This window comes from Fulvimarina uroteuthidis (assembly GCF_034321785.1).
GTDB lineage: Bacteria > Pseudomonadota > Alphaproteobacteria > Rhizobiales > Rhizobiaceae > Fulvimarina > Fulvimarina uroteuthidis.
On the sequence record NZ_JAXLPB010000001.1, the window covers coordinates 470,801 to 484,379 of the forward strand.

Here is a 13,579-nt window from a genome sequence, read left to right on the forward strand (position 1 = left end):
GAGCCATCTGCCCCATGAGTCGGATCGCAGTTTTACGCCAAACCCTTAAGGGCGACCTAAGCGCGGTGCGCGACTACGCTTCGCTGGTTTCGGGTTCGCTGGGACGCATGATCCTGTCGCTCGGCTATTTCGTGTGCGTGGCGAACGGCCTGACGATCGGCGATTTCGGACTGTTCGCGACCGCCTCCGCCACCGGCGTGATGCTGTCGCGCCTCTGCGGCTTCGGCTTCTATTCGCCCCTCTACCGCACCGCGACCGTCAGGCCACGCCTGATCGGCACCTACACCGCCGGCTATGTCGCCGCTTCGCTGGCGTCCCTGCCGCTCGTCGCGCTCGTCGCGGCCGCGTTCTACCTTGCGGTGTTCGCGGGCGAGATGGGCGCGCTCGCCTTCGCCCTCGTGCTTGGCGCGGAGATCATCGGCTGGCGTTCGCTCGAGATCGTCATCATCGTCAATAACGGCCTCGGCCGGTTCGGGCGCGGCGCGATCCTCACCATCGCCGGCACGGCCATCAAGGCGCTCGCCGCGATCGGCTTCTGGCTCCTGTCGGACGGCTCGCTCCTGACCTGGGCCGCGCTCTATCTCGGCGCGAACATCGTCTCGGCGATCGGGGCGGCCGTGCTGTGCTACCCGCGCCAGCGCCTCCGGTTCCGCCCGAAGCTCTACCTCGCCCGCTGGCGCGACAGCGTTTCGGTCTCGGGCGCCGACGTCGTCTTCTATCTCCAGTCCGATCTCGACAAGCTGCTCGTCCTCGCCTTCGGCGGCCCGGCCGTCGCCGGCATCTACGCCATCATCATGCGGCTGGTGGATCTCACCGCCCTGCCCGTGCGCTCGTTCAACACGCTGATCGTCCAGAAGATCATGAAGACGCCGGCGTTCATCGGCTCGTGGAAGAAGCGGATCGGCATCGAGGCGCTGATCGCGGCCGTCTCGACCGGCGGCATGCTGGCCCTCGGCGGGTTCCTGTGGGTCTTCCCGGCAGCGCTCGGCGCGAACGTCGCCGATGCCGCGCCGCTCATTCTGCTTGCTCTCTTCGTCCCGGCCTTCCGCAACCTCGTGGAATACGAGAACGAGCTTCTCTACGCGACCGGCAAGACCGGCATCCGCGTCTCGCTGCTCGCCGGGCTGGGCGTTGCCAAAGCCGGACTGCTCGCGGTGCTGCTCACCCATTTCGAGGCGACGCGCGACTGGGTTCTGGCGCTCAATGGCTGCTTCGCCATCCTCTGGCTCGGCGCGGCCTTCGTCGCCTACACGGCGCTCGACTGGGAAAGGCGCCGGGCGGCGCGGGCCGGGCCGTTCAGCCTGTCAGGCCTGCAACCCGGCGAATGAGCGCCGTATCGGTGCCGGAAAAGGACTGCACGCCCAGCGCCAGCTCATGCGGCTTCATGGCCTCTACAAATCCTGTCAGGCTCGTCTCGTCGAGGGTCGCATGGTCCCAATAGGTGGCCGCGAACGGACTGTTGGTCTCCACATGACGCATCCCGATGCCCTCGACCTCGTCGACATACCGGCCGAAGATCGTGCACTCGGAAATGCACCGCGTGCCCGCGAGAGCGGTGAAGGCGCTCCTGCCCGTCGTCGCCTCGATCCGCGCGTTCATGGCGCGGACGCTCTCGGTCGCCCAGGTCACCAGATTGAAGATGTAGCCGGTATCGCTCGGCGCGGGGTCCGCCAGTCCGAGTAGCTCGCCGGCCTTGCGCGACCAGGCGTAGTGGACGTCCTGATATTGTCGGAGCGCCTCGCGCACGCCGCCGGGCTTGCGGTAGAAATAGACTTTGCCCGCCTCGTTCTGGAAAATGCTCGTATCGACCGGCTTGAGGAAGACGACGTCGGAATCCACCGTCACCATCGCGGTTTCCGTCAGCTTCGTCCCCAGCACCAGGCGGCGGAGCTGCTGCGTGTGCCAGCCGTGCAGCGGCGGTCCCTTCGGCGACAGCCAGACCCGACGCTTTCCGAGACGCATCGGATCGGGAAACGCGCGCAGCCACCACGGAAACAGGTCGCGCTCGTCGACGATCTCGCGCCGCGAGCCCGCAAGGGTCTTGAAGAGGGCAAGGTCGCGCGGCTCGACGGCAATGATGTGCTTCGAATGGCCGGTGACACGGGCATCGATCGAGTCGCACAGCAGCCGGCAGCGCTCCAGGTCGCCTCGATAGCTCGATGTTACAATGACTTGGGTCACGCAGATAGCCGTCCCGTTGAACTGAAATACACCTCAGGATAGCGATATCCGCCTTGCCCTAGGCAAGTGAATCCTCACGAACCGCCAAGACGGTCCTTGAGGATGCCGGCCAGGAACCTGGGATTGCCGAGAACATAGCGCCTCCAGAGGCGGGACGGCTCGAGCCCCATCCGCCAGACCCATTCCAGGCGGACCTTGCGAACCGCGAGCGGCGCCCGCGCGACATTGCCCGCCAAAAAGTCGAACAGCGCGCCGACGCCGATCAAGATACGGCCGTGCCCGACGTTGAGATGCAGGTTCATGAACAATTCCTGGGCCGGCACGCCCATCGCGACGAGAACGACGTCGAAGCCGCCATCGGCTTCGAGTGTCGACAGGACACGGTCCCGGCCGGCTTCGCCGAAATAGCCGTCCGAGACGGCGACGAAGGCGTGGCGCGGGGTCTGCGCCTTCAGGGTGCGGGCGGCCCGTTCGGCGACGCCCGGCCTGCCGCCGACGAGCGCGACCTTCAGCGGCGTTTCGATCTCGGCAAACAGCCGTGGCACGAAATCGGTGCCGTTGAGATTTTCGACGAAGAATCGCCCATGGATGATGCGCGCGCCAATATCGACGCCGACGCCGTCCGGCAAAACCCGGCAGGAAGCAAGCGCCTCGCGGTAGGCCCGGTCCTGGCGGGCAAGGTTGACGCAGTGCGCGTTGAGAAAGGCCAGCTTGACGGGTTCGCCACGCTCCAGCGCCTGGCCAACCTGCGCAATGATGCGCGCGCCGGTCTCGTTGACCACCTCGATGCCCGCAAGGCGCAGGGTCAGCGGCTGGGCGCCGGCAAAGGGTTCGTCCCGCCGCCTCGCGCCCGTCTGGAGGTCTTCGTACTCGGCCCGCATCAGGCGCTGGCTTTCAGATCTGCTGCATAAGCCCGAAAGTCGCCGGGGCGGATCTGCGCCGTGCGCAGGCGGGCGAGCCCTGCGGCGACCGCCTCGTCCAGGCGGGCGAGCTGCGTACCGGCGAAGACGGCGCCGTCGAGACGGCCGATCCTGCCGGACCGCTCCTTGTCCACCAGATCGATCAGCGCGTTGGCGAAATCGCCGGCCCGGTCGGCCTTGCGCACGTTCGACGGCAGATAGGACACGCCGCGCAGCGCCTGGCCGGTCGCGACCGCCGGCATGCCCTCCTCGAAGGTTTCGAGGGTCTTCAACTGGATGCCGGTGCCGGCTTTTGTCGCGAGCGCCAGCACGCGCGATCCGTGCACGAAATCCTGCGCGCTCTCCACCCGGCCCAGAAACCTGACATTGCCGGCGTGCCGCGGCACGGTGCCATCGAACCGGCCGGCGATCGCGATCTCGAAGTCGAGCGGCACCAGCGGCACGACCTCGTTGAGGAACCAGTCGAGGCCGACGCGGTTCGGCGCCCAGCTCCAGGTTCCGATGAGGCCGATATCGTGCGTGCGCCGGCCATCGTCCTTCACGCTTCTTCGGCCGACGACCAGCGGCAGGTTGATGGCGCGATCGTCCCGCGCGATGCCGAGACCGATCTTGTCGTCTTCCGCCAGCGTGTGGACGACGCGCGCCCATTCGCAGGCATGGGCTTCGGCGCGCTCCAGAAGCTGGGCTTCGCGCCTGTAGAGGACGCGGTCGATGGCGCTGTGCGCATTGTCGGCGTTCTCGATGGCGGACCGGTTCTCGACATTGTGCGCGACGAAGATGCACGGATATTCGCTGAACAGGAACGGGTAGGCCGCCGCCATCGCGATCGAGGAGAACACGATGCCGTCGATCCTGCCGGCGGCCTTGATCACCGTCAGCAATTCGGAATGGGTAAGCCGGGCCACCTTCGCCGCCGTCACGGGAAGCTTGCGGCGCAGCGCGCCTGCGACCCAAGCCGCCTTGCGAAAGCTCGACGCGCCGGCGTTCTCGATCGCCAGATCGCCGAGGCAGATCGCCCCCTCGGGCACGCTCGCGCCCGGCCGCCGGAACCCCATGAGCGTCAGCTGCACGCCCTGTCGCCGATAGGCCTCGAGGATCGCCTGGTTGGCGATCTCGTAGCCGGTGGAGGGGTTACCATCGGGCAGAATGGAGACGATGACGAGAAGATGCATGGGATGCGGCTTTCGGGTCGGGCAGGTCGTGGCGGGTCTGGCCACGATTAAGCCACAAAAGCCTTGATCGAACGCTAAGCTGTTCGCGTCCGATCCTCACGCTTCGGCCGTGCGCATCAAAACCGCGTTATTTTCTCCGGCCGGGTCGCGGGGACGTGCGCTACGTCCGCCAGCGCTCGAACCGCTGCGCGAATGCGGCGGCCCGCATCTCCAGTTCGTCCGAACGGGCTCGCGCCTTCGATTTCACGAGGCAGGCCTCGGATTTGAGAATCGGCCCGTCCGACAGGAGCTTCAGGTGGTTCGCCGTCAACGTCGACCCGGTCGAGGTGATATCGACGATCATGTCGGCCGATCCTGCCGCCGGCGCCCCTTCCGTCGCGCCGAGGCTCTCGACGATGCGATAGCTCTGAATGCCGTGGAGCCGGGTGAAATGGCCCTGCGTCAGCCGCCAGTACTTGGTGGCGATGCGCAGGCGCCTGCCGTGCCGTGCCCGGAACGTGCCGGCGACATCGCCGAGATCGTCCATCGTCTCCACGTCGACCCAACTGTCCGGCACCGCCACGACGACATCGGCATGGCCGAAGCCGAGGCGGGCGACGATCTCGACCCTGGTTTCGTGGTTCGGGATCGATTCGCGGATCAGGTCCTCGCCGGTGACGCCGAAATCGATCGCGCCGTCGCGCAGTTCCCGCGCGATCTCCGAGGCCGAGAGCAGCAGCACTTCCAGACCGTCGAACCCGGACACGCTCGTGCGGTAGGAGCGCGCATTGTCCGCCGATTCCACCGCGATGCCGGCCTTGGACAGCGTCTCGACCGTCTGGTCCTTCAACCGGCCCTTGGAGGGAATACCCAGAACAATGGTCATGGCGCAGCCCTTTCGCGCGCGTTTTCGCGGTGCGCCTCGAGCCGCGCCATCCAAAGCGAGAAGCCGACGGCCGGAATCCGCTCGGCCGCGCCCAGAAGCGTCAGGAGACGGTCGTAGCGGCCGCCGCCGGCCAGCGTGATCGTCTCGCCCCGGGGGCGCAGGTCGAAGACCATGCCGGTATAATAGTCGATCGGACGCCCGAACGCGGCCCGGTAGGTGATGGCCGACAGGTCGACGCCGGCCGCCTGCAGCGCCAGATTGCGCGCCTCGAAGAAGCTGAGGGCGCGGCCGAGATCGAGCCCCGCATTTTCGGCCAGCGACCGCACGGCCCGGGCGGCATCCGACAGGGCGCAGTCGATCTCCAGGAACCTTCGCAGCAGCGCCGTCGAGGCAGGGGTCAGCTTGCCTTCGGCCGTCGCGACCTTTTCGATCAGGCGCTGGGCGACCTCCTGCGGCGAGCGGCCGGAATGGGGCGGCAGGCCGGCTTCCTCCATACGGTCGCGAATGGCGCGGATGAGCGCGCCCTCCTCGCGGGCACGGGCCAGTTCGAGAAGCGGTTCCGGAACATTGTCGATCGACGCCGAACCGGTGTTCGACAACGCCTCCATCATCCGTTCGAGCTTCCGATCCTCGCCGAAGGTGCGGATCAGCCGCCGTTGCCAGCCGTCGGGCAGGCCGAGCGCCGACAAGAACGCCTCGAACAGGCCCTGATCGCCGAGGATCACGTCGATGCCGTCGAGCGGCACCTCCAGCGCCTCGCAGGCGGCCAGCGTATCGGCAAGCGCCCGGGCATCGGCGACGGCCAGATTGGTCTCGCCCAGATCCTCGATGCCCGCCTGCTCCAGTTCGCGCGGCGCGTCCGGATAGCGCGGCTGGCGAAAGACGAGGCCGCGATAGGAATAGCGGTACGGCAGGGGCTGGTTGCGGGCGATATGGTGAAGACAGACCGGAATGGTGAAATCGGGCCGCAGGCAGAGATTTTCGCCCGCCTCGCCGCGCGTCAGATAGATGCGGCGGCGCAGCGCCTCGCCCGCCGTGTCGAGATAGGGCTCGGCCGGCTGGATGATCGGCATCGTCACCGAAATCGCGCCGCGCAGCGCAAACAGGCTTTCCAGCGCATCCAAGGGTGCGGCGGCGGCGCTCATGGGCGGGACGCGCCCGCTTGGCGTGCGAGGATCGCCGTCACCGCCTCGATCATTTCGCTCTCGTCCACCAGCTCCTGGCCGGCGCGGGCCTCGCGCCATTCGGCATTGTCGGTGATCTCGGCCGACATCTCCTTGCCGAGGGCGAGATCCTTGACCTGCACCTTGCCGGCCGCCTTCTCGTCGCCGCCCTGGATGACGACGCAAGGCGAATTGCGCCGATCGGCATATTGCAGCTGCTTGCCGAACTGCTTGGGATTGCCCTGGAAGACCTCGACCGGAACCACGGGGCCGAGGAATTCGCCGTTCCCGTCCTTCGGGTTCAAGGCCTCGCGCAGCTTGGTCGCCATCGCCTGATAGTCGGCCATCCGGTCGCGGTCCATGACCGTGACGACCACCGGCCCGGTGCGTGTCGAGGTTTCGAGCCGCCCGAGATTCTTCAAGGCCGTCATCAGGCGGGAGACGCCGATGGAGAACCCCGTCGCCGGCACCGGCTGGCTCATGAAGCGCGAGACGAGCCCGTCATAGCGACCGCCCCCGCCGACCGAGCCGAACTGGACCTTCTGGCCCTTCTCGTTGACGACGTCGAAGAGGAGCTCGGCTTCGAAGACGGGACCGGTGTAATATTCGAGGCCGCGGACGACGGAGGCACTGAATTCGATCCGACCTGGTCCATATCCAGCACCTCGGCACAACTCTTCAATCGCACTACATTCGTTTACACCTTCGGTTCCGACCAAGGACTCACCGACCGCGTTTCGCCAAAAACCAATGATCGCTCGGTTGTCACGGTATGTCTCTTCGCCCGCAATATTCCCCAAAAGCGCAGGCTCGCCTGTTTTTGCCGATTGCTCTCTGATTTCTTCGTCGTCTATCCTGAAAGAGGTGCCGACATATGAGACTAGAAGACGCTGAATCGCCGCGTCGTCCAGACCCGCTCCTGGCGTAAAGTCACCGCTCTCGTCTTTCCGGCCCTCGCCGAGCAACAGCCGCACACCCTCGACGCCGAACTTGTCCAGCTTGTCGATCGCCCGCAGCACGGTCAGCCGTCGCCCCGCGTTCTCCTCGCCGCCGAGACCGATCGCCTCGAGCACGCCGTCGAGCACCTTCCGATTGTTCACCCGGATGACATATTGCCCGCGCGGAATGCCCAGCGCCTCCATCGTGTCGGCCATCATCATCGCCATCTCGGCGTCGGCCGAGACGTTCGGCGCGCCGACGATATCGGCGTCGAACTGCATGAACTGGCGGAAGCGGCCCGGCCCCGGCTTTTCGTTGCGGAACACGTAACCCGCCCGGTAGGAGCGATAGGGCTTGGGCAGGGTCTCGTAATTCTCGGCGACGAAGCGGGCGAGCGGCGCGGTGAGATCGTAGCGCAGGCTCATCCACTGCTCGTCGTCGTCCTGGAGCGAAAACACGCCCTCGTTCGGGCGGTCGCTATCCGGCAGGAACTTGCCGAGCGCGTCGGTGAATTCGAACACCGGCGTCTCCACCGGCTCGAAACCGTAGGATTCGTAGACCCGGCGAATGGTGGCGAGCATCTTGTCCTGCGTCCGCAGATCGTCCGCCTCGCGATCGACAAAGCCGCGCGGCAGGCGCGGGGTCACACGCTGGGGCTTCTTCACCTTGGCCATCGGTCCTGTCCCGTCCATTCCATTGCGGTTTGCGGCAGGCTCTAGCCGATGGACCGTGGAGGGACAAGTTTCGGCTGATCTTGCGTGAAATCGCGGCTTGGAAAGAGCGCCTTTCGGCTGGAGGACGGGCCGGATCGCTCCCCGCCCCCCTGACCGTCAGACCTTGCGCACGAATTCCGATTTCAGCTTCATGGCGCCGATGCCGTCGATCTTGCAGTCGATATCGTGATCACCACCGACGAGACGAATGTTCTTCACCTTGGTGCCGACCTTGACCACTTGGGATGTGCCCTTGACCTTCAAATCCTTGATCACCGTGATCGTGTCGCCGTCCGCCAGAACGGTGCCATTGGCGTCCCTGATCCCGGAGCCGGTGTCGGCCGCTTGCGCGTCCGGCGACCATTCATGGGCGCATTCGGGGCAGATCAACATCTGGCCGTCCTGATAGGTGAAGGCCGACCCGCATTGGGGGCAATTGGGCAATTCGCTCATAAGATCGTCACTACGCGTTTGCAGCCGAAGGCCGGAAGGGGTGAGGCCCAGCCCTATCAGCCTTCACGATCGGGTGATACCGTTTGGCGTGCTCCTTATGCCGGTATCGTCCGCGGAACGTTTCGGCTCATGGTGTCCCATTCGTCGACACCGGTCTCTTGGCTGGCGAGCATCCTCTGACACCGTCGTCCCGGGGCCTGTCCCGGAGACCTGAGCAAGTTTCAAGATGGCCGATGTCGAGGGTAAACGCCCAAACTCCCCCCGCCTTCCGTCATCCATGCGCCCTTCCCGTCAAACTCACGCCGCCTGTCGGCCCATCTCGCCGATCTCGCGCATCGCCTCGGCGGCGATCACGTAGCTCGTCTTGCGCGCGGCGTGGTCGTGGATCTGGCTGGTGAGGATCATCTCGTCCGGGCGGTAGCGCCGGGCGAGGGCTTCGAGGGACGAACGGACGGTGTCGGGCGAGCCGACCGCGGAGATGCGGAGGGCTTCGTCGACGCCTGCCTTCACGCCCGGATGGGCGGTGCCGGCGAAATCCTCGATCGGGCGCGGCAGCTTGCCGGGATTGCCGGAGCGAAGGTTGGCGAAGGCCTGCTGCATCGAGCTCATCAGGAAGCGGCCCTCCTCGTCCGTCGCAGCCCCGAAGACATTGGCGGCGAGGATGAAATAGGGCTCGGGGAAACGCTCCGACGGGCGGAAGGTGGAGCGGTAGATCTCCACCGCCTGGTCGAGCGCGCCGGGCGCGAAATGCGAGGCGAACGCATAAGGCAGGCCGAGATAGGCGGCGAGCTGCGCGCCGTAGAGGCTGGAGCCCAGAATATAGACCGGCACTTCGGTGCCCTCGCCCGGAATCGCGCGAACCTTGTTCGGGGCGCCCTCGCCGCTGGCGAAATAGCCGATCAGCTCCATCACGTCCTGCGGGAACGTGTCGCCCGCGCTCATGTTGCGGCGCAGCGCCATCGCCGTCGTCTGGTCCGTGCCCGGCGCACGGCCGACGCCGAGATCGACCCGGTTCGGATAGAGCGTCGCCAGCGTGCCGAACGCTTCGGCGACCATCAGCGGCGAATGATTGGGCAGCATCACGCCGCCCGAACCGATGCGGATGGTCTTCGTCCGCGAGGCGACGAAGCCGAGCGCGACCGCCGTCGCGGCACTGGCGATGCCGCTCATATTGTGGTGCTCGGCCATCCAGTAGCGGGTGTAGCCGAGCGCCTCCGCATGGGCGGCGAGATCGGCGGAATTGGCCAGCGCGCGCGCGGCGTCCGATCCTTCCGGGATGGGCGAAAGATCGAGAACGGAATAGGGGATCGTCATGGTTTGCGGCCTCGGATTGGCTGGAACGTGTCGTTCACCGTCATATGGGAAGCCGCTCGCCGCATCGAAAGAACCCCGGCGTGCCCCCTTCCCGTACCACCCCCGCCTTTCCTCCGCCCTCCATCCCGGTTAGAAGCGCGGCTCGATCCTTAACCAATTCTTAACGCCAAGCTCCCGGACCGATCATGCGCCCATCCAAACGTTCCGCCGATTCCATGCGCGAGGTAAGCCTCGAAACCGGCGTCAACCGCCATGCGGAAGGCTCCTGTCTCGTCAAGTTCGGCGAAACCCATGTCCTGTGCCTCGCCTCCCTCGAAGAGCGCGTGCCGCCCTTCCTGCGCAACTCCGGCAAGGGCTGGGTGACGGCGGAATACGGCATGCTGCCCCGCGCCACGGGAGACCGCATGCGCCGCGAGGCGTCCGCCGGCAAGCAGTCGGGCCGCACCCAGGAAATCCAGCGCCTCATCGGCCGCTCCCTGCGGGCCGTCGTCGACATGGGAGCCCTCGGCGAGCGCCAGATCACGGTGGATTGCGACGTCATCCAGGCCGATGGCGGCACCCGCACCGCCGCCATCACCGGCGGTTTCGTCGCTTTGTCCGAATGCCTGAAATGGATGGAAGCGCGCGCCATGGTGAAGCGCGCCGAGGTGCTGAAGACCCATGTGGCGGCGATTTCCTGCGGCATCTACAAGGGCGAGCCGGTGCTCGATCTCGACTATGCCGAGGATTCCACAGCCGAGACGGACGCCAACTTCGTCATGACCGGCGCCGGCGGCATCGTCGAGGTCCAGGGCACGGCGGAAGGTGCGCCGTTTTCGCAGGACGAGTTCCTGAAACTGATGGCGCTCGCCCGCAAGGGCATTGGCGAGCTCGTCGAGGCTCAGACCAGGGCATTGGGAGATTCCTGACCGAGATGGCGCTTCTCAAACCCGAAGACGGCCCCCTCCTCGTCGCCAGCCACAATCGCGGCAAGATCTGGGAGATCCGCGAGCTGATGGAGCCGTTCGGCTTCGAGATCACCTCGGCGGCCGAAAAGAACCTCGTCGATCCCGAGGAGACCGGGACGACCTATGAGGAAAATGCCGAACTGAAGGCCCTCGCCTCCCACGCGGCGACCGGGCTCGCCTGCCTGTCGGACGATTCCGGTATTTCGATCGACGCGCTGAACGGCGATCCGGGCATCTATTCGGCACGCTGGGGCGGCCCCGACCGGGACTTCGCCATGGCCATGCGCAATGTCGAGGAAAAGCTTCAGGCCGCCGGCGCGACGACGCCGGACAGGCGCCGCGCGACCTTCGTCGCGGTCCTGTGCCTTGCCATGCCGTCGGGCGAGACGCATCTGTTCCGCGGCGAGGTGCATGGCCAGATCGTTTGGCCGCCGCGCGGCGATCTCGGCTTCGGCTACGATCCGATCTTCCTGCCGGACGGCCTCGATCGCACCTTCGGCGAGATGATGTCGGCCGAAAAGCATGCCTGGAAGCCCGGCCAGCCGGACGCCCTGTCCCACCGGGCGCGGGCCTTCCAGAAATTTGCGCGCCAAGCGCTGGGAACCGGGTAAACGCGGTGCGGAATGCCATGAGCCTGTTGGATGCGCCACGCCGAAACGTCCTGCCCTTCAAGCCGGTGTCGCCGGACCCCGGGTTCGGCGTCTATGTGCACTGGCCGTTCTGCGCGGCCAAATGCCCCTATTGCGACTTCAACAGCCATGTCCGTTTCAAGCCGATCGATCAGGCGCGCTACGCCGCGGCCTTCGAACGCGAACTCGTCCAGATGGGCCGGCGATCGAAGGGCGAGCGCGTTACCTCCATCTTCCTGGGCGGCGGCACGCCCTCGCTGATGGAGCCAGCGACGGTCGGCATCATCCTCGATGCGATCTCCCGAATCTGGACCGTGGCGGACGATGCCGAGATCACGCTCGAGGCCAATCCCTCCAGCGTCGAGGCCGAGCGCTTTCGCGGCTATCGATCGGCGGGCGTCAACCGGGTCTCGCTCGGGGTCCAGGCCCTCAACGACCGCGACCTGAAGCGGCTCGGGCGCCTCCACAATGTCGACGAGGCCTACCGCGCCATCCGGCTTGCGCGCGAGATCTTTCCGCGGCTTTCCTTCGACCTCATCTATGCGCGGCCCGAGCAGACCGTCGCGGCCTGGGAGGCCGAACTCCACCAGGCGATCGCGCTCGCCGCCGATCATCTCTCGCTCTATCAGCTGACGATCGAGGAAGGCACGCCGTTCCACGCGCTGCACAGGGCCGGCAAGCTGGTGGTGCCGGACGGCGACCTGTCCGCCGATCTCTACGAGGCGACACAGGCCCTGACGGCCGAGCGCGGACTGCCCGCCTACGAGATCTCCAACCATGCGGTGCCGGGGGCCGAAAGCCGGCACAACCTCACCTATTGGCGCTACGGCCTCTATGCAGGCGTCGGGCCGGGAGCCCACGGACGCCTCGCCTTCGACGGCCGCCGCTACGCCACGGCCAACGAGCCGCTGCCGGAGACCTGGCTGCAAATGGTGGAAGACTGGGACCATGGCATGGTGGTCGAGGAAGCGCTGAACACGTCGGAGCAGGCCGACGAGCTGCTTCTCATGGGCCTGCGCCTGACGGAGGGGATCGATCTGAAGCGCTGGAGCCAGCTTTCGGGCCGCAGCATCGATCCGGTCGCAGAGCGCGATCTGACGCAGCACGGCATGATCGAGCGCATCGGCGCCGATCGGCTGCGCTGCACGCCGGCCGGCATGCTGGTTCTCGATGCGGTGGTCGCGGACCTGGCCTGAGCGCGGCCGATCCTCGGCCCGCCGCCGGCCGGTGCTTCCACACCTGTCCGATCGGCCGGCCCTTCCGGGCTCAGCCCGAGGCGTCGCGCTTGGCCTCGGTCATCTGGAGGTGACGTGCGCGCAGGTCCCGCGCCCTCTCGTCCGTGAGCCGGTCGATGCAGTGGGGACAGGACACGCCGGCCTCGAAGCTGTCGGCCTGCGTCTCGTCGCCGGACAGCGGCTGGCCGCAGGCAAAGCACGCGGTCCAGGACCCCGGCGCGAGCCCGTGGCCGACAGCGACGCGCTCGTCGAACACGTAGCACTCGCCGTTCCAGCGCGAGGCGTCCGGCTCGACCTCCTCGAGATATTTCAGGATACCGCCCTTGAGGTGGTAGACCGTCTCGAAACCCTGCGCCAGCATGAAGCTCGAGGCCTTCTCGCAGCGGATTCCGCCGGTGCAGAACATCGCGACCTTGCGGTGCCTCGCCGGATCGAGCGCGGTTTCGACATAGTCCTTGAACTCGGTGAAGCTGTCGATCCGCGGATCGACTGCGCCCTCGAACGTGCCGACCTTGGTCTCGTAGCGATTGCGGGTATCGATCAGGAGAACGTCGGGATCGGACACGAGATCGTTCCATTCGCGCGCGGACACGTACTGCCCCGCTCGGCGCGTCGGATCGGCCTCGGGCGCCCGCATCGTGATGATTTCCGGGCGGATGCGCACCTTCATGCGGGCGAACGGCCAGGTGGCGGCGCTCGAATGCTTCACCTCGCCCTTGAGGAGGCCGCAGATGCCGTCGAGGCTTTCGACAAGCGCAAGGGTGCCCGCGGAAGGTCCCGCCACGGTGCCGTTGATGCCTTCGGGCGCGATCAGGATCGTGCCGCGCAAACCGGCCTTGCGGCAGAACGCCAGAAGCTGCTCGCGCAGGGCCTCGAGCCCTGCGAGCGGCACAAACCGGTAAAAGGCGACGACATCATAGCTCATGGGTCGGCCTCATAACGCCGCCCGCAGTCCAGCGCAAACGGCCGCGCCGCGTTGCCGAACTTTTGACCTGGACCCTCACCTCTTCCCTTCACCGGTTTCGCGCTTCGCGCTATGTCGGGACGA

13 protein-coding genes are annotated in these 13,579 nt (G+C 66.5%); 4 read left to right on the forward strand and 9 right to left on the reverse strand.

Annotated elements, in window-relative coordinates; all coding sequences use genetic code 11:
- Positions 1–14: 14 nt before the first annotated feature.
- Positions 15–1,328, forward strand: coding sequence for a lipopolysaccharide biosynthesis protein (locus U0C82_RS02120; protein ID WP_322185402.1), 1,314 nt, complete (start codon positions 15–17; stop codon positions 1,326–1,328).
- Here the strand turns inward: U0C82_RS02120 and U0C82_RS02125 are convergent.
- From U0C82_RS02125 to U0C82_RS02160, 8 genes are all read right to left on the reverse strand, one after another.
- Positions 1,297–2,181 carry a DUF6492 family protein gene (locus tag U0C82_RS02125; protein ID WP_322185403.1) on the reverse strand — a complete coding sequence of 295 codons (885 nt, stop codon included), beginning with the start codon at positions 2,179–2,181 and terminating at the stop codon, positions 1,297–1,299. The genes U0C82_RS02120 and U0C82_RS02125 overlap by 32 nt on opposite strands.
- Before the next feature lie 74 nt (positions 2,182–2,255).
- The gene (locus tag U0C82_RS02130) at positions 2,256–3,062 is read right to left on the reverse strand and encodes a WecB/TagA/CpsF family glycosyltransferase (RefSeq protein WP_322185404.1); all 807 of its coding nucleotides are present in this window, start codon (positions 3,060–3,062) and stop codon (positions 2,256–2,258) included.
- Entirely contained in the window at positions 3,062–4,273 is a 1,212-nt protein-coding gene (locus tag U0C82_RS02135) for a glycosyltransferase family 4 protein (RefSeq protein ID WP_322185405.1), read from the reverse strand. The genes U0C82_RS02130 and U0C82_RS02135 overlap by 1 nt, the downstream gene beginning before the upstream one ends.
- A gap of 160 nt (positions 4,274–4,433) precedes the next feature.
- Positions 4,434–5,138, reverse strand: coding sequence for an ATP phosphoribosyltransferase (hisG, locus tag U0C82_RS02140; protein WP_322185406.1), 705 nt, complete (start codon positions 5,136–5,138; stop codon positions 4,434–4,436).
- Positions 5,135–6,283 carry an ATP phosphoribosyltransferase regulatory subunit gene (locus U0C82_RS02145; RefSeq protein WP_322185407.1) on the reverse strand — a complete coding sequence of 383 codons (1,149 nt, stop codon included), beginning with the start codon at positions 6,281–6,283 and terminating at the stop codon, positions 5,135–5,137. The genes hisG and U0C82_RS02145 overlap by 4 nt, the downstream gene beginning before the upstream one ends.
- Positions 6,280–7,914 carry a histidine--tRNA ligase gene (gene hisS, locus U0C82_RS02150; RefSeq protein ID WP_322185408.1) on the reverse strand — a complete coding sequence of 545 codons (1,635 nt, stop codon included), beginning with the start codon at positions 7,912–7,914 and terminating at the stop codon, positions 6,280–6,282. Before hisS ends, U0C82_RS02145 begins: the two co-directional genes overlap by 4 nt.
- Before the next feature lie 156 nt (positions 7,915–8,070).
- Complete coding sequence (locus U0C82_RS02155) at positions 8,071–8,406, reverse strand: zinc ribbon domain-containing protein YjdM (RefSeq protein WP_322185409.1); 336 nt, start codon at positions 8,404–8,406, stop codon at positions 8,071–8,073.
- A 297-nt stretch (positions 8,407–8,703) separates the two neighbouring features.
- Positions 8,704–9,720, reverse strand: a complete 1,017-nt coding sequence (locus U0C82_RS02160; protein ID WP_322185410.1) for an LLM class flavin-dependent oxidoreductase — start codon at positions 9,718–9,720, stop codon at positions 8,704–8,706.
- Between the two features lie 185 nt (positions 9,721–9,905).
- On the opposite strand from U0C82_RS02160, the gene rph reads away from it, so the two are divergent.
- From rph to hemW, 3 genes are read left to right on the forward strand one after another with little or no spacing between them, the layout of a single operon-like run.
- Positions 9,906–10,628: a ribonuclease PH gene (gene rph / locus U0C82_RS02165; protein ID WP_322185411.1), complete on the forward strand. Its 723-nt coding sequence runs from the start codon at positions 9,906–9,908 to the stop codon at positions 10,626–10,628.
- 5 nt (positions 10,629–10,633) lie between these two features.
- Complete coding sequence (gene rdgB, locus U0C82_RS02170) at positions 10,634–11,278, forward strand: RdgB/HAM1 family non-canonical purine NTP pyrophosphatase (RefSeq protein ID WP_322185412.1); 645 nt, start codon at positions 10,634–10,636, stop codon at positions 11,276–11,278.
- 17 nt (positions 11,279–11,295) lie between these two features.
- Positions 11,296–12,492: a radical SAM family heme chaperone HemW gene (gene hemW / locus U0C82_RS02175; protein ID WP_322185413.1), complete on the forward strand. Its 1,197-nt coding sequence runs from the start codon at positions 11,296–11,298 to the stop codon at positions 12,490–12,492.
- A gap of 70 nt (positions 12,493–12,562) precedes the next feature.
- On the opposite strand, the gene trhO is transcribed toward hemW, so the two are convergent.
- Positions 12,563–13,456 (reverse strand): oxygen-dependent tRNA uridine(34) hydroxylase TrhO, encoded by an 894-nt coding sequence (trhO, locus tag U0C82_RS02180; protein WP_322185414.1) that lies wholly within the window; start codon positions 13,454–13,456, stop codon positions 12,563–12,565.
- Positions 13,457–13,579 lie beyond the last annotated feature (123 nt).